The sequence below is a fragment of the Candidatus Thiothrix phosphatis genome, assembly GCF_035668035.1.
Classification (GTDB): domain Bacteria; phylum Pseudomonadota; class Gammaproteobacteria; order Thiotrichales; family Thiotrichaceae; genus Thiothrix; species Thiothrix phosphatis.
The window spans coordinates 38577-56160 of sequence record NZ_JAYMYJ010000030.1; the positions used below are offsets into that span (position 1 = coordinate 38577).

Sequence of the window (17584 nt, forward strand, 5' to 3'; positions counted from 1 at the left end):
CGGAGGGGCCAGGTCAGGCGCAGGCCGCCCACCATCTGAGCCGAGCAAAATGGTCAGGGTTCCTGTGGGTTGCTTAAGTGCTGTCCAGCAGTATATCAGCCACTATAAAGACGGTTGTCCAGGTGAAAGTTCCGTTGGAGGAAAACTTTATCCGCCATTGTTTTCTAGCCGCATCCCTGCTGGTTTTGCCTCGCCTGCAGACGATGACATTGAGACTCGCCTGGATCTTAATCAACATTTGATAAAAAACCCATCTGACACTTTTTTTCTGAGCGTGGAAGGGGAGTCAATGATAGGGGCTGGAATACATGAAGGAGATTTATTGATCGTTGATCGTTCAGTTGACCCTCAAGATGGCTCAATTGTCATTGCCTCACTAAATGGAGAGGTCACTGTCAAGCGCTTAAGAATTGAAACAAATAAAAGCGTAACCTTACAGCCAGAAAACCCGAATTACCCTTGTATAGTGGTGAAACCTGAAACGGATTTCAATATATGGGGTGTAGTCACGAGTGTCATTCACCAATTTTAAAAATGAACAAAAGCCCGTCATTGCGCGGGCTTTTTCATGCCCCCAACCAGTGCAACTAAATACAGTTGCAAAATCAACCGCAACACCCGCCCAACCTGGCGATGTATCCGGCGGCGCGCCATGCCGGTCATAAGTTGACGAAAAATGTTGCGGCATAAAAGAGGGTAATGGGATACTAGCCAAACCACAGGGAAACCCGGCCCCGGATGTTTTCAGGATGAAGGCATTCATTTTCAGGAATACGGGTTTTCATTTTCTGGACGATAGCATCATGCTATTGGTTTCATTTGGGTTTCTTATGGCGTTCAGGGGATTGAAAATCCCTTGTGTTGGCGCGGTTTCGCATAAAAATACGCCAATGCTTGGGTGAGTTTTCAGGAAGAACCCAAACATTTTCAGGAAGGGCAGAAACAACAAAGGCTCACATTCCTGCAAGCCTTTGAAATACGGCATATTAGATGGTGGGCCCACCAGGACTCGAACCTGGAACCAAGGGATTATGAGTCCCCTGCGCTAACCATTGCGCCATAGGCCCAAAAACCGGCTATGATCAATTGGTCGGTAATGCGCCAGGATCATATTCGAGGAAGCTGCGCAGCATATCCGAACGGCTTGGATGACGCAACTTACGCAGCGCCTTGGCTTCAATCTGACGGATACGCTCACGGGTCACGTCGAACTGCTTGCCAACTTCCTCCAGCGTGTGGTCGGTGTTCATATCGATGCCGAAACGCATCCGCAGCACCTTGGCTTCGCGCGAAGTCAGGCTGGCCAACACTTCACGGGTGATTTCCGACAGGCTCGAAGTTGTGGCGGAATCAATTGGCGACAGGATATTGCCGTCCTCAATGAAATCGCCCAAATGCGAGTCTTCATCGTCACCAATCGGCGTCTCCATCGAAATCGGCTCCTTGGCGATTTTCAACACCTTGCGGATTTTATCCTCCGGCATGTCCATCGCTTCGGCCAGTTCTTCCGGTGTGGCTTCGCGGCCTTTTTCCTGCAACAGCTTGCGCGAAATGCGGTTGAGCTTGTTGATGGTTTCGATCATGTGCACCGGGATGCGGATGGTGCGCGCCTGATCCGCAATTGAGCGGGTGATCGCCTGACGAATCCACCAAGTCGCATAAGTCGAGAACTTGTAGCCGCGACGGTACTCGAACTTGTCGACCGCTTTCATCAAACCGATGTTGCCTTCCTGGATCAGGTCGAGGAATTGCAGGCCACGGTTGGTGTATTTCTTGGCGATGGAAATCACCAGACGCAAATTGGCCTCCACCATTTCCTTTTTGGCGCGGCGAGCCTTGGCTTCACCGACCGACATGCTGCGGTTGATTTCCTTGATCTGCGCAATTGACAGATTGCACTCACGCTCAATGTCCAGCAGCTGTTCCTGCGCTTCCTGCACTTTCGGCAGCAAAGCCATCAGCCTGGATGCATCGCCCCGCTGATCCGCACAATAGCGGCTCAACCACTCCAGATCAGTTTCATTTTGCGGAAAACTGTCAATGAAATCCTGGCGTGCCATCCCGCCTTTCTGCACACACAATTTCATAATGTGGCGTTCATTCTGGCGGATACGGTCGACAATTTCGTTCAATTGCGCCGTCAACTGGTCAATGATGGGCTGCGCCAGGCGGAACTCCATGAACTTGACCGCAACAGCCTCACGGGCCGCGCCATACGCAGGCTCATTATTGCTGGCGCAGGCAACCCTGGACGCCTCATACAATTCACGCAGTTCAGAAAACTTGATGCGCGCCTCTTCCGGATCCGGGCCTGTGTCCACCGGATCAGCAGTGTCCACATCATCGTCTTCATCTGTGGCCGCCACCTCATCATCGTCAGCGTCAGCAACAGCACCCTCGTCATCAGGAACGACCGCCGTCACTGCAAACGCGCTCAAATCCTCATCCGGATTGGCAAAGCCATTAATAATGTCAGTCAGGCGGATTTCTTCAGAATCAATCAGCGCCGCCTTATCCAACAAAACCTCAGTGGACGCGGGGTATTGCGCCAGCGCCCGCAAAATCTCATTCAAGCCCTCTTCAATCCGGATAGCGATCTGGATTTCCCCTTCACGGGTCAGCAATTCAACCGTGCCCATTTCACGCATGTACATGCGCACAGGGTCGGTGGTGCGCCCAAAATCGCCATCGACGTTCGCCAATGCCGCGGCGGCTTCTTCCGCTGCTTCGTCGTCTGCCTGTACAGCTTCATCATTCAACAACAGGGAATCGGCATCCGGGGCATGTTCATAGACAGTAATGCCCATATCGTTGATCATGGCGACGATATCTTCGATCTGTTCCGGGTCAACGATGGTATCGGGAAGATGGTCGTTAACCTCAGCATAGGTAAGGAAGCCCTGCTCCTTCCCTCTGGCAATCAATTCTTTCAAGCCGGACTGCTGCTGCTCTTCTTGACTCATGCCACAACTCTCTGGAAAAAAAGGTCGGTAATCATATCACAATTTTCTGAAATACAGCCATTGTCAAGCATTGGCGTTGGTTAATTATTATGCAGATCAGACAATAAACACACTAAATCATGCCGTTCCTGCGCATTTAGTCCCTCAGTACGCTCACGGTGCAACAGGCGTTCAAGCTGTCCCTGCCGCGCTTGCCGCCTGATTTGCCGCAGGCAATCGGAAAACTCACGTCGCATGACAGCTTCATCCGCTGTATCAGGCCGCCAATTGCTTAATCGGCGCAGCGCATTTTCATGCCCTGTCTGACGGAAACGTTCCAATAGGCCTGCCGTGTGTATATGGGGATTCTCTTCAATATTTTCAATCATGGCCGCCAATAACCCCATTCCCGGCAACTCATAACTAAGGACTTGTTCAGGGCTGCCAGCCAATTCAGCCAATTCCGGATTGTGCAACAACAAGGCAATGGCGTGCCGGGCAGGCGTGCGGCGAACATCCTGATCAGCAGGACGGGCCTGAGTATAGATCAATTCAGCAGCCCCCGCTGCATGATTCCCTTTGGCGTGTTGGCGCACGACTTCCAACGGCGTATCCGTGAGTGTAGACAATTCTCCGAATATTTGTTCCCGCAACAAAATGTCCGGCATATTGGAAAGCAGTTTCAAGCCATCATTCAACAGGCGGGATTTTCCTTCCCGTGTGCTGAGATTAAAATGATCTTTCAACCCTGCCAGCAAATAATCGCTTAATGTCAGCGCGGACGCCACATCGGCTTCAAACGCCATTTTTCCCACTTTACGGATTTGAGTGTCTGGGTCTTCCCCCTGGGGCAAAAACAGAAAACGGATTTCCTTGTCGTCCCGCAATTCCGGCAAAGCATTTTCCAATGCCCGCCAAGCCGCGTCGCGTCCCGCCCTGTCGCCATCGAAACAAAACACGACTTCCGGAACCAGCCGCAACAATTGCTTGATATGCTCCGGCGTTGTGGCAGTCCCCAAGGTGGCCACGCTATACGTAACGCCATACTGCGCCAAAGCGATGACATCCATATAGCCTTCCACCACCAGCAGACGCTCCAGCCTGCGGGTGTTCTGGCGCGCCTCAAACAAGCCATAGAGTTCGGAACCTTTGTGAAAAATCTCCGTTTCCGGCGAGTTCAAATACTTGGGAACCCCATCGCCCAGCACCCGCCCGCCAAAACCGATCACCCTTCCACGCCGGTCGCGGATAGGGAACATGATGCGCTCCCGAAAACGGTCGTAGGCCTTGCCCGCATCATTGCGGATCGACATGCCACTGGCCAGCAATTTATCGTCACCATATTGCGCCAGATGTCGGCCCAGGTTATCCCAACCAGGTGGGGCATAACCCAAACTGAAACCAGCGATGATTTCAGCGCTTAGTCCACGCTGCCGCAAATACTCATTGGCACCAGGGTTTTGCTCCAACTGCGTCTGGAACCAACCCACCGCCTTATCCATCAACGCATACAAACCTTGATCCTGCTGTTTGCGTTTTGGTGCAGCCTCCGCCCCTTCACGGGGAACCTGCACCCCTACGGAGCGCGCCAGCGCTTCAATCGCTTCCGGATACTCAAGATGTTCATACTCCATCAAAAAAGAAATGGCGGAACCGTGTACCCCGCAACCGAAACAATGGTAGAACTGCTTTGTAGGACTGACCGTAAAGGAAGGCGTTTTTTCGTTGTGGAAAGGGCAACAAGCCATGTACTCACGCCCGGCTTTTTTCAGCGGCAGGCGCGAACCAATCACATCGATGATGTCGACGCGCGCCAGAAGCTGATCAATAAATTCACGAGGAATACGGCCTGTAGTGCTCATTTAACGGTCTGTCTGCTGCTTGCTTAGGTAAGCAGGAAGTATATTCCATTTGGCGAAGGGTGGCTCTTTCCCTGCCAGCAAAAACACGCTAATGTGTCTAGCCCTGACCCTGTATTTTGTACCATAATAGCAACCCTTTTGTTGCCTGAGAATCCGATGAGATACACCGAATTACCCCCAGCGCAAGGGCTCTACGACCCTGACTTTGAACACGACGCCTGTGGTATGGGTTTTGTGGCTCACCTGAAAGGTGTCAAGTCACACCAGATTGTCCAACAGGCATTGAAAGTACTGACCCACATGGAGCATCGCGGCGCATGTGGCTGTGAGGAAAACACCGGTGACGGCGCTGGCATCCTGCTGCAAATGCCGCATAAATTTCTTGAAGCAGAGTGCAAGTCACTCAATATCAAGCTGCCAAATCCCGGCGATTATGCCGCAGGCGTAGTTTTTCTGCCACAAGATGGCGACGCCAGGGCAGAGGTCGCCTCCACTTTTGCCCGGGTCGTTGAGGAAGAAGGCCAGACTTTGCTTGGCTGGCGCGACGTCCCTGTCAACCCTGCCCCCATCGGCAAAACCGCACTGAAGGCAATGCCGTTCATCCGCATGGTGTTCATTGGCAAATCCGATGGGATAACCGCTGGCATCGATTTCGAGCGCAAGCTGTATGTCATCCGCAAACGCACCGAAAATGCCGTGAATGCGCCGGAAGTCGCCGGGCATATTTATTTCCCTAGCCTGTCATCACGCACCATCGTTTTCAAAGGCATGCTGACCACCGAGCAGGTCGGCCAATTTTATAAGGATCTCGCCAACCCGCACATGGAAACGGCCATTGCGATGGTCCATTCGCGGTTCTCCACCAACACCTTCCCAAGCTGGGCGCGGGCACATCCAAACCGTTACCTGATCCATAATGGTGAAATCAACACCATGCGCGGCAACGTCAATTGGATGAACGCGCGTCAGGCCATGATCAAGACCGATGTCTTCAAAACCGATCTGGACAAGATCTTCCCGGTCATTAACCCGAATGGCAGCGACTCCGCCATGTTGGACAACACGCTGGAGTTCCTCTACCTCAGCGGTTACTCCCTGCCGCACGCCATGATGATGATGGTGCCGGAGCCTTGGGCGAACCACGAAAACATGAATCCGGAAAAGCGCGCTTTCTACCAGTACCACAGCTGCCTGATGGAGCCTTGGGATGGCCCTGCCGCCATGGGTTTCACTGATGGGGCTCAAGTCGGTGCCATTCTTGACCGCAATGGGTTGCGCCCTTCCCGCTATTACGTCACCAGTGACGACATGATCATCCTGGCGTCCGAAGTTGGCGTGCTGGACGATCTTGACCAGAGCACGGTCATTTCCAAACAGCGCCTCACACCGGGCCGTATGCTGCTGGTCGACACCGTCGAAGGCCGCATCATCACTGACCGGGAACTGAAATACGGCATAGCGGCCGTCAAGCCCTACCAGGAATGGCTGGACAACAACCTGATCAAGTTGGAAGACCTGCCAGCCGCCAAACACTCTCCGTTGCCCGAGCACGAGACAGTGGCGCAGCGGCAAAAAATGTTCGGCTACACCTATGAAGACGTGCGCAAGATGATCGTGCCGATGGCGCGCGACGGCATCGACCCGCTGGGCGCAATGGGCATCGATTCCCCGATTGCAGTGCTGTCCGACAAGCCACAGCCGCTGTTCAATTACTTCAAGCAATTGTTCGCGCAGGTCACCAACCCGCCAATCGACGCCATCCGTGAGGAAATTGTCACTTCGGCCCTCACCACATTGGGTTCCGAAGGCGACATCACTGCGCCAACGGCGGCGAGCTGCCATCAGATACTGCTGCAAACGCCAGTGCTGGATAATGACGAGCTGATGAAGCTGATTGAAATCAAGCGTGAAGGCTTCAAATGCGTCAGCCTGCCGATCACATTCCGCATCATGGATGGAGAGGATGGCTTGGAAGCGTCCCTCGAACATTTGTTTTCCTCGGTCGACCATGAAATCAACAATGGTGCCAACCTGATTGTGCTGTCCGACCGCACAGCGGACGCTGACAATGTGCCGATCCCGTCCCTGCTGGCGGTGGCAGGCTTGCACCATCACCTGATCCGCCACGGCACCCGCACCCGCGTCAGCTTGGTCTTGGAGTCTGGCGAACCGCGCGAGGTTCATCACTTTGCCCTGCTGCTGGGTTATGGCGTGCAAGCCATCAACCCTTACTTGGCGTTTGACTCCATCGACGACCTGATCCGCGAAGGACTGCTGCCGGACATGGATCATGATTATGCCGTCAAAAAGTACATCAAAGCTGCGACCAAAGGTGTGATCAAGGTCATGTCGAAAATCGGCATTTCCACCGTCCAGTCCTATCGCGGCGCGCAGATTTTCGAAGCGCTGGGCATCAACAAAACAGTGATCGACAGGTACTTCACCGCCACGGCCTCCCGTATTGGCGGCATCGACCTGAAGGTGATTGCAAAAGAAGCCATCATGCGTCATCAGACCGCTTACGAACACCATGATGCCGAAAACCGCTCATTGCGCTCCGGCAACGTTTTCCAGTGGCGTAATGAGGAAGAAGAGCATCAGTACAACCCGATGACCATTTACACGCTGCAAAAGGCGGTGCGTTCCGGGGATTACGCGCTCTACAAACAGTACAGCAAACTGATGCATGAAGACGCGGAGGTGAAATTCAACCTACGCAACCTGTTGGAGTTCAACTTCGCCGAGCAGCCCATTCCGCTGGGCGAAGTGGAATCCGCATCCAGCATCGTCAAACGCTTCAAATCCGGCGCAATGTCGTTCGGCTCCATCAGCAAGGAAGCGCATGAGGCGCTGGCCATCGCCATGAACCGGCTGGGCGGCAAGTCCAACTCCGGCGAAGGCGGCGAAGATCCCGCCCGTTTCATTCCTGACGCCAACGGCGACTCCCGTTGCAGCGCCATCAAGCAGGCGGCGTCCGGACGTTTCGGCGTGACCAGCTACTACCTGAACAATGCACGGGAAATCCAGATCAAGCTGGCCCAAGGTGCCAAGCCGGGCGAAGGCGGCCAGTTGCCGGGCAAGAAGGTTTACCCGTGGGTTGCGAAAGTGCGTGGCACCACGCCGGGCGTTGGCCTGATTTCGCCACCGCCACACCATGACATTTATTCCATCGAAGACTTGGCGCAGCTGATCCATGACCTGAAAAACGCCAACAAGCGCGCCGCCATCAATGTCAAGCTGGTGTCGGAAGTGGGCGTTGGCACGATTGCATCCGGCGTCGCCAAAGGCAAGGCGGATGTCATCCTAATCTCCGGTTATGACGGCGGCACCGGCGCTTCGCCTAAAACCAGCGTACAGCACGCTGGCCTGCCATGGGAACTGGGCTTGGCCGAAACCCATCAGACCCTGCTGCTGAACAACCTGCGCAGCCGGGTGCGCCTGGAAACCGACGGCAAATTGATGACAGGCCGTGACGTGGCCATCGCCGCCTTGTTGGGCGCTGAGGAATACGGCTTCGCCACCTTGCCGCTGGTCGCGTTGGGCTGCGTGATGATGCGCGTCTGCCATCTGGACACCTGCCCGGTAGGCATCGCCACCCAAAATCCTGAGTTGCGCAAAAAATACAGCGGCGACCCGCAATACGTGGTCAACCTGCTGATGTTTATTGCCGAAGAAATGCGCGAATACATGGCGAAGCTAGGTTTCCGCACCGTTGACGAAATGGTTGGCCGGGTCGACAAACTGCGCCACGAACCCGCCAACGGTTACTGGAAAGCCGCCATGATCGACATGAGCAGGATTCTCCACCGCCCGGAACTGGAAGAATGCGATGGCGTGTATTGCAAGCGCGAACAGGATCACGGCATCGCCCAGTCACTGGACGAACGCGAAATCCTCAAGGTGTGCCAGCCTGCAATTGATACGGGCACGCCTGTCACCGCAACATTCCCGATCAGGAATATTGACCGCGTGGTTGGCGCGATCACTGGCTCCGAAATAACCCGCAAATACGGCGCGGAAGGCTTGCCGGAAGACACTATCCGCCTGAAGTTCAACGGTTCCGCAGGCCAGAGTCTCGGCGCTTTTGTCCCCAAAGGCATGACGCTGGAACTGGAAGGCGACGCCAACGATTACATCGGCAAAGGGCTTTCCGGCGGAAAAATCATTGTTTATCCGCAGAAAGACGCCCGTTTCATCCCAGAAGACAATATCCTCATCGGCAACGTTGCATTTTTCGGCGCAAGCAGTGGCGAAACCTATATCCGCGGTGTTGCTGGCGAGCGCTTCTGTGTGCGCAACTCCGGCGTCCATGCCGTGGTGGAAGGCACCGGCGACCACGGCTGCGAGTACATGACCGGCGGGCGCGTTGTCGTGCTGGGCAACGTAGGCCGCAACTTTGCGGCAGGCATGTCTGGCGGTGTCGCTTATGTTTATGATCCTGAAGGCGTCCTTGCCGTCAGCGGCAACACGGAGATGGTGTCTTACGGACCACTGTCTGAGGCGGGCGAACAAGCCGAAGTCAAAGGCATGATTGAAAAGCACTTGCTGTACACCGGTAGTGAACGCGCCAGGATGATTCTGGAAAGCTGGGACAAAAGCCTCGCCAGTTTTGTCCGCGTCATGCCAAACGACTACAAGCGCATGCTGGATGCGATCCGTTCCTTAGAAGAGAAGGGACTGTCCGGCGATGAAGCCCTGATGGCGGCCTTTACCGCCAACAACAGCGATGCCTCGCGCGTTAGCGGTAACTAAGGAGTACGAGCAGAATGGGAAAACCTACAGGATTCATCGAATATCAACGCTTGCTGCCCTCTGACCGCGCGCCGTTGGAGCGCGTCAAGGATTGGCGTGAATTTCACTTGCATTTCAACCGTGAAGAAGACGGCAGGGAGCAAGGCGCACGCTGCATGGAGTGCGGCATCCCGTTTTGCCAAACCGGCAAGTTGTTGCCCGGCGGGGCTAGCGGCTGCCCAGTCCACAACCTGATTCCGGAGTGGAACGACATGATCTTCCGCGGCTTGTGGAAGGAAGCCTATGAACGGCTGCGCATGACCAACAATTTCCCGGAATTCACTGGGCGCGTTTGCCCTGCGCCATGTGAAGGCTCCTGTACCCTCGGCATCAACGAGCCACCCGTCACCATCAAGCTGAATGAAGTCAGCATCATCGACAAGGCGTTTGAGGAAGGCTGGGTTCAACCTGAAATCCCTGTGGAACGCACCGGCAAAAAGGTGGCGGTGGTGGGTTCTGGCCCCGCTGGATTGGCCTGCGCCGACCAACTGAACAAAGCTGGCCACGAAGTCACCGTTTATGAGCGCGCTGACCGCATTGGCGGCCTGCTGATGTATGGCATCCCCAATATGAAGCTGGATAAGCAGGAAGTCGTGCAGCGCCGCGTTGACCTGATGGCGGCCGAAGGCGTGCAATTCATCACCAATGTGGAAGTTGGCAAGGATATTTCCGCTGAAACCTTACGCAGTGACTTCGATGCTGTGGTGTTGTGCGCTGGAGCCACCCAACCGCGCGACCTGCCAGTAGCTGGCCGGGAACTCACTGGTGTGCATTTCGCCATGGACTTCCTCACCGCCAACACCAAGAGCCTGCTGGACTCCAACTTGGAAAATGGCCAGTACATATCCGCCAAGGGACTGGACGTCATTGTCATTGGCGGTGGCGACACCGGCACTGATTGCGTGGCGACTTCTGTACGTCATGGCTGTAAATCCGTCACCCAGCTGGAAATCATGCCGCGCCAACCAGATGCGCGCCAGCCGGACAACCCATGGCCGGAATGGCCGCGCGTCCATAAAGTTGACTATGGGCAGGAAGAAGCAGCGGCAATCTTTGGGCGCGACCCGCGTGACTACCTGATTTCCACCAAAAAGCTGGTTGGCGATGAAAATGGCCATGTGAAGGAAATCCATACGATTGGGGTGCGTTGGGAACGTGATGAACACGGACGCATGAATCTGGCGGAAGTGGAAAACACCGCACAAGCACTTCCGGCCCAATTGGTATTGCTGGCGATGGGCTTTACCGGCCCGGAAAAAACCTTGATTGACGCCCTCCGACTGGACACTGACCCTCGTGGCAACGTCAAAGCCGAGTATGGCCAATATGCCACCAATCTGCCGGGTGTATTTGCAGCGGGCGATATGCGCCGTGGTCAAAGCCTAGTGGTCTGGGCCATCAATGAAGGCCGGGAAGCAGCCCGTGAATGTGACCGGTTCTTGATGGGCAAGACATTCCTGCCCTGATTTCTGACTGTGCCCCACCTCCTAAACAATGGGGGTGGGGTTTCCTCCCCTGAGCATCCCGCCTCCCCTCATATGCCCTATATTACCGGGGCAAGATTGAGTCCTTTGCGCTTTCCTTTCGCCACTTTGGCCGCAATACGCTCTTTTGCCGGAATCCGAGTTTGGTAGCGATCGTAATAGCGGTAATCGATCGCATCATCCTGTGACTTGACCATCAGAAAACCGACAACGTTATGCCTGACCCGCCGCAACTGCTCAATAACGTTCAACAAACGTTTGCGGTTGATATGGTCTTCATCTGCAACAATTAATGTAGCCTCAGCCATCGAAGAGAGGTACATCGCATCCGCAAACCCAGTGGCGGGGGGCGCATCAATGATCACACTATCGAAATGCTTGGAGGCTAGGTTGAGCAGTTGCACCATCGCTTGGCTGGACACCAGTTTTACCGGGTCTGCCACCAAGGTTCCAGCAGTAATAAAATACATGCCTTTCACCTCGCGGGAAGGATGGGTGATGCTGGCGATGTCTGTTTCACCATTCAAAAAATTGCTCAGGCCACGGGCATTCGGCAACCCCATTTTGACATGGACGGAAGGTCGGCGCAGGTCAGCATCGATCAACAAGACCTTCAACCCCTGTTGCGCCTGACTAAAAGCGATATTGACGGCTGATGTAGATTTCCCCTCTGCAGGATTCACACTGGTAATCAAGGTGATGCGCGGCGCAACCCCGCCTGGCAAAACAAAGCGTAGGTTCGCTGTTGCAACCCGATAGGCCTCCGCCAGTAGGGAACCAACATCCCGGGCGGTCGCCAACGCCAAGTGGCTTTCCGATTTGTTGCGCACATGTGGGATAGCCCCCAATATCGGCAAACCACTGAGCGCCTGCAACTCGCCGACCGAAGCAACGCTTTGATTGAGGGTTTCGCGCAATAACGCCGCCCCTATCCCCAACATCAACCCAACCAAGCCACCCAGAATCAGGTTTAGCGTCTTTTTAGGACGGAAAATATCATCCGGGGTTGTCGCCGCATCCACAACACGGATATTGCTGGTGGTGGCATTGGAGGCCACACTCACTTCTTTCAGGCGTTGTAAAAGGCCATCATAGAGATTACGGCTGGTTTCGACTTCCCGCTTGAGGGCGTTGTATTCAACACCACGATCCCGTTGGTCAATCAGTTCATTCTTGTAACTGTCAACCTGAGCGCGCAAATCATCTTCCAGTTTCTTGGCGGCTGCATAGTCAGCCTGCAACGATTGTTTGAGGCCACCCACCTCATTATTCAACTGCCGACGGACTTCCTGAATCTGTTGCTGCAAGAGTTGCATGTCAGGATACCCCGGCTTGAAAAGCTTCAGCTTTTCCTGGTATTCCGCCTCCAGCGTCACCAAATTCTGCTTGATGCCTTCCACAACCGGGTTATTGAGCACTTCGCGGACATTGCCGTGCTTACGCCCTTGAATCATCTGGCTTTCCGCCTGGATGCGGTTACGCTGGGCTTCCCCCAAAGCGGAGTACAGCTCATCCAACTTGCGCTCCTGCGTGGATTGGCTGTTGTTAACCTCCAGAATATCGTTCTGTTTGGCGTATTCAATCAGCTTGGCCTCCTGCAAGTTCAGGCGGCTGCGGGCTTTTTCCAGCTCCTGTTCCAGGAATTCCTTAGCGTAGGTATCTGTTTCACTTTGTGAATTGATATTGTCCTTAATAAAGGAACTCACCAAAGCATTGACAATTTCCGCTGACAAAGCTGGGTCAGGGCTTTCAAAAAACACTTTGACCAAATGGGTCTTTTCGATGGGCTCAACATACAGGCTCTGCAAAAATGCAGCTGAATAATCAACGTTCTGAGGTTTATTGCTAACTTCTCCACCACCACCACCCGGCAACAAAGCGGTGAACATGTTCTTGAGCGCTTTAGCGAATGACTGCAACAAGCTGACTTTTTCAGGCCGTCCAAACAAACGGGTCTGCAAATCCAGGTCGGTAATCACCCGATCAGCCAGTTTGCGGCTTTTCAATTGTTCGTACTGGGTGCGGAAAAATGGGTCTTGATCCCCCATATCCGGTGAAGCGGCAGAGACCGTGCCAAAATTAACAACTTGCGCCCCCTCCTTTTCAATTTGGATGGTGGCTCCGGCACGGTAAGTGGGTGTGGTTGTCCACGTAATATAAGCTGTCAGCAATAGGATTGATAAAGCCGTCAACAGCAATGTCCATTTTTGCCGCAGCAAACGCCGCCATACGTCTTCAAGCGTCAGGGAATGCACTGATGCCCCTGGCGCAGGGATTGTGATATACGGTGAAGGCATACCCGCATGCAGAGGAGGTGAGGCAATATTTTTTTTATTGGCGACAGTTAGCATGATTCTCTGGACGAGCATAGTTGTTAGTATTACGCCCATTCTCCACTACCCCATGCAACACCGCAAAGATTTGTTTGCATGCGTAGGCATTTTGTAGATAAGCGGAAACCAACTTGCTCCGCATTCACCGTCTGACCTGCCAGGCTCCTCCGTTAATCCGCCAAAACTGGCGTAAACCATAATGCCATCGTAAAAATATAGAATTATAAAAATAAATACTGATCCGGAACATGAGCATAACTATCACCCCCGATCTGGCTAATGCACAAAAGCATGATTCCGTTGATATTTTTACCAGTCCTGCATTCCGCAGCATTATCGCCCATGAATTCAAATTGCAAGCTGTTCAAGTGACCTTGGCGCTTAAAGAACAAGTCCATTTCATTCCGGCCTTTACCCGTAACAACCTATTGGGTGGAAAAACCCTGATTCTTGGCGCAGGCTTTGACAAAACTGGCGTCATACTTGGCGTCAACGCCCAGGATTACGGCCATGTGATTGAGCAACTGGCGCAGGAGCTGACCGCAACCGATATTAAATGCTTGGAAATACGCACCACCCAGCACATTCCCTGCCTACCGGATGAAGCGGACAAGGTGGAGCTGAATGTTGATATTCAGCCATCCGTGGAAGCTGTTTGGGAAAGCCTGTCCACCAACACCCGTAAAAATATCCGTCGCCCCTTGAAACGTGGTTTTACCTCCATTATTGGCACAACACCCAAATTACTGGATGAATTTTATCAATTGTACCGCATGAGCCTGCATGACATTGGCAGCCTGCCCCATCCCAAACCTTTCTTTGCCGACCTGCTGGCGCAATGCCCGGAACAGACCGAGATTTTCGTCGGCTATATGGATAACCTTCCGGTAGTCTCCTCCATCAGTTTCACCAATCAGGATGAAATCTATGGCGCATGGTCAGGCATCCACAGCGACTATAAAAAACATAATGTTTTCCTCGCCATGCTGTGGCAAATGGTTGAGCATTGCGGCGAAACCGGGCGCAAAACCTACAATCTCGGGCGCTCATCCGCAGACAGCAACCCGTACCAGTTCAAACTGAAACTGGCCAACCGCGTCCACAAAATTTATTACTACCGGTTGCCGATCACCTCTCCCCGCAAAACGCGCTCCCACACGCAGGATGCGGCATCCTGGCTGATCCGCAATACGCCCGAAATCGTGATGGATGGGCTTTCCCGCACCCTCCTCCACCGCTTTTACTGACAAGGACAACAACATGAAGATTCTGGAAGTTTGCACCGTCAGCAGTTCAGCCTACGCGCTAGTGTTCCAGCGGGCGCATGCGCTCAACCAACGCCATACCGGCAAGCTGCATGTCGACCTGCTGTGCACCGACGGCCCGGAAGTGGCGCTGATGCGGGAACAAGGCATGAATGTGATCGTGGAAACCCTGCACCGCAGCCTCAACCCCCTGCGCCTCATGCGTTCCGCCTGGAGCCTGCGCCGCGCCATCCGGCAAGGCGGTTACGACGCAGTCCACCTGCATTTCGGCATTCCGGGACTGGTTGGGCGTTTTCTGGCGTTTTTCGACCGGAAAACCCTCTGGATTTACCAAAGCCATGGCTACAGCATTGCGGAAAATACCGGACTGCTCGCGCGCAACATTTTCATTCTGATTGAAAAGCTGCTCAAGCCAACCGTGCGTTATTCACTGTTCCAACTGCATGGGGACATGGAGCTGGCGCGGAAATACAAGCTGCTGGACGAAAAGCAAATGGTGTTTCTCGGCAATGGCGTCAACCTAACCCGCTTTACACCAAGCGATAATCCCCATGACCCATCCAGCCCTGTCATTTTCGGCATGGTGGCGCGCTTCGAACCCATCAAGAACCATGCCCTGCTACTGGACGCCGTAGCGTTGCTGGCGCAACAGACCCGCCATTTCAAGGTAAAACTGATTGGACAAGGCCCCCTGAAAACCGAGGTGCAAACCTCCATCCAGCAAAAAGGTTTAGAAGATGTGGTGGAAATCGTCGCGTATAGCAACGACATGCCCGCCTTCTACCACAGCATTGACGTCGGGGTGCTGACCTCGTTTGCCGAAGGCATTCCCCGCGCCCTGATCGAGCCGATGGCGTCCGGCAAGCCCGTCATCTGCACCGATGTGAAAGGCAGCCGGGAGGCCATTGTTGACCGGGAAACCGGCTTCAAAACCCCGCTGGGTTCACCGGAAACGCTGGCCGGACACCTGTTGTGGTTCATCCGCAATCACGACCAGCGGCAGGCAATGGGCAAAGCCGCCCGCATCCACGCCGAAAAGCATTTCTCCGAAGAACATGTGCTCGACATTCTTGGGGAGATTTATCTGTCCTGCGCCAACCCGTTTAACCCCACCCTTGGCAAGGAAGGGCTGGAAGGGGTGGCATCCCTGGAGGTGAAAGCATGATTTTCAGCGCCGACATTGAAGACTGGCAACAATCCGTCTACGACTTCGACCGTGCAGTCAGCAACCGCGTGGTGCGCAACACCAGCCGCCTGCTTGACATCCTGGATGAACACGACGTGATAGGCACATTTTTTATACAAGGGATGGTGGCGGAAAAATTCCCGAACCTAGTCAGGAGCATCGCCGACGCAGGGCATGAGCTGGCTTGCCATTCGCATAGCCACCGTATGCTTTACAACCTGACGGAAGCGCAATTCCGCACAGAACTACGCCGCTCCATGGCTGCGCTGGAAGACATCAGCGGCTCCAAGGTGATCGGTTTCCGCGCCCCCACCTTCTCAGTGCGGGACGACATTCTCGATTGGTATTGCGCCGCCTTGCGGGAAGAAGGCGTCGTTTACGACTCTTCCATCATGATTGCCACGGTGCGCAGCTGCTACGGATTCACGGATGACGGCATCCTGCGACGCATTGCCGAACGCGGGCTGGATTCCTACCCCATGAGCGTCAGCCGGGTATTGGGCAAAAACATTCCCGTCCTGGGTGGAGGCTATTTCCGCATTTATCCCTATTGGCTTACCCAGTGGCTGGCGCGCAAGCTTGACCAAAACACCAGCATTTTCTACATGCATCCCTATGAACTGGACACCAACGAATACCGGGAAGTCTCCCAACTGGTCGACATACCCACCAAAATGGCGGTGCATCAGTTTGCCCGCCGGGGCAGTGTGGAAGGAAAACTACGTAAGCTCTTGTTGGACTATCCGTTCAGTTCATTCCGGGACACTTATTACCCGGCCTGACTGCCCTTGTCCGCTAGGCGACGCCTGTCCAAACAGAAACGGGCGTAGCCAAACGGCGTCATACCCAACACCAGCAGGCGTGGCAGCAAACCTTCGGCACTCAATGCAACATCCGGTTGCCGCTGCTGTGCATGGTGCTTGAAGCGCACAAAGCTCATCGCCACATCCAGCAAGCGCAGCGGCGCATACAGAAAGTAACGCGCCCCATGCTCCAACATCGATTTACACGCGATGGCATGGCCCAAGGCATGTTGGTCTGGCCGGGCGCGCGTCACCTGGTCTTCGCCATCGTGGTAGACGCGCAGCGCCTCGTTGACAAAGCGGGTTTTGTAACGCTCCGAAATCCGCTCCCACACCACATTTTCCGGGATCAAACCCGCCACGCCTTCATGCTCAAACGGAAATTGCCGCAATACTTCAGTACGCTGGAACCCCCATTTTTCCCCACGCACCTTGTAACGGTAGCTCATTTCCACGCTGTCTGAATCAATCCAGCCACCCACAGGATCTGCTGGAAACAAGCTGCCGACAATCTCGCCCGATTCCTTTTCACACAACACGGTCACCGCGCTGAAGCCATTGCGTTGGTCGTCAGGAATGGCCTGCCAATGAAACAATAAGCGCTCCAACGCCTGTGGCTTGCAGGAATCATCGCTGTCCAGCGTCAGGAACAGCTCGCCTTGGGCAGCACCAATCCCCAGATTGTGCGCAACTTTCTTGTGTGCATTCTGCTGATGAAGGTAACGGATAGGGAACGCCGCTTGCGCCTGCCAGCCCTCCACCCGTTCACGGGTGTTGTCAGTGGAGCCGTCATCCACAACCAACCATTCAAAATCACGAAAAGTCTGCGCGCACAGGCTGTCATAAACCCGATGCAAGGTTTCCGCCCGATTGTAGGTTGGCGTAAAAACCGTAAATGTGTAGCGAAACATGTGAGCC

General features: G+C 54.3%; 10 protein-coding genes and 1 tRNA gene. 6 read left to right on the forward strand and 5 right to left on the reverse strand.

The features are described from left to right. Positions 1-49: 49 nt before the first annotated feature. On the forward strand, positions 50-532 hold the full coding sequence (locus tag VSS37_RS03980) for a LexA family protein (RefSeq protein WP_324693374.1): 483 nt from the start codon (positions 50-52) through the stop codon (positions 530-532). A gap of 459 nt (positions 533-991) precedes the next feature. On the opposite strand, the gene VSS37_RS03985 is transcribed toward VSS37_RS03980, so the two are convergent. The 3 genes from VSS37_RS03985 to dnaG all read right to left on the reverse strand — a co-directional run bounded on the left by VSS37_RS03985 (position 992) and on the right by dnaG (position 4804). After that, positions 992-1067: transfer RNA gene (locus VSS37_RS03985), tRNA-Ile, on the reverse strand. Between the two features lie 15 nt (positions 1068-1082). Then, positions 1083-2963 (reverse strand): RNA polymerase sigma factor RpoD, encoded by a 1881-nt coding sequence (gene rpoD, locus VSS37_RS03990; protein WP_324693376.1) that lies wholly within the window; start codon positions 2961-2963, stop codon positions 1083-1085. 80 nt (positions 2964-3043) lie between these two features. Then, positions 3044-4804, reverse strand: coding sequence for a DNA primase (gene dnaG, locus VSS37_RS03995; protein ID WP_324693378.1), 1761 nt, complete (start codon positions 4802-4804; stop codon positions 3044-3046). A gap of 156 nt (positions 4805-4960) precedes the next feature. On the opposite strand from dnaG, the gene gltB reads away from it, so the two are divergent. Continuing rightward, the gene (gene gltB / locus VSS37_RS04000) at positions 4961-9556 is read left to right on the forward strand and encodes a glutamate synthase large subunit (RefSeq protein ID WP_324693379.1); all 4596 of its coding nucleotides are present in this window, start codon (positions 4961-4963) and stop codon (positions 9554-9556) included. A 14-nt stretch (positions 9557-9570) separates the two neighbouring features. Beyond that, positions 9571-11061, forward strand: coding sequence for a glutamate synthase subunit beta (locus VSS37_RS04005; RefSeq protein ID WP_324693380.1), 1491 nt, complete (start codon positions 9571-9573; stop codon positions 11059-11061). Positions 11062-11138: 77 nt separating this feature from the next. On the opposite strand, the gene VSS37_RS04010 is transcribed toward VSS37_RS04005, so the two are convergent. Continuing rightward, entirely contained in the window at positions 11139-13334 is a 2196-nt protein-coding gene (locus VSS37_RS04010) for a GumC family protein (RefSeq protein WP_324693381.1), read from the reverse strand. Positions 13335-13660: 326 nt separating this feature from the next. Here VSS37_RS04010 and VSS37_RS04015 point away from each other — a divergent pair, with 326 nt between their 5' ends. Genes VSS37_RS04015 through VSS37_RS04025 form a run of 3 tightly spaced genes read left to right on the forward strand, consistent with a single transcriptional unit; the run spans position 13661 to position 16645 of the window. Further along, positions 13661-14659, forward strand: a complete 999-nt coding sequence (locus tag VSS37_RS04015; RefSeq protein ID WP_324693382.1) for a GNAT family N-acetyltransferase — start codon at positions 13661-13663, stop codon at positions 14657-14659. 13 nt (positions 14660-14672) lie between these two features. Next, on the forward strand, positions 14673-15842 hold the full coding sequence (locus VSS37_RS04020; RefSeq protein ID WP_324693383.1) for a glycosyltransferase family 4 protein: 1170 nt from the start codon (positions 14673-14675) through the stop codon (positions 15840-15842). Then, entirely contained in the window at positions 15839-16645 is an 807-nt protein-coding gene (locus VSS37_RS04025; protein ID WP_324693384.1) for a polysaccharide deacetylase family protein, read from the forward strand. Before VSS37_RS04020 ends, VSS37_RS04025 begins: the two co-directional genes overlap by 4 nt. Here VSS37_RS04025 and VSS37_RS04030 read toward each other — a convergent pair. Then, entirely contained in the window at positions 16633-17577 is a 945-nt protein-coding gene (locus tag VSS37_RS04030) for a glycosyltransferase family A protein (protein ID WP_324693385.1), read from the reverse strand. The genes VSS37_RS04025 and VSS37_RS04030 overlap by 13 nt on opposite strands. Positions 17578-17584 lie beyond the last annotated feature (7 nt).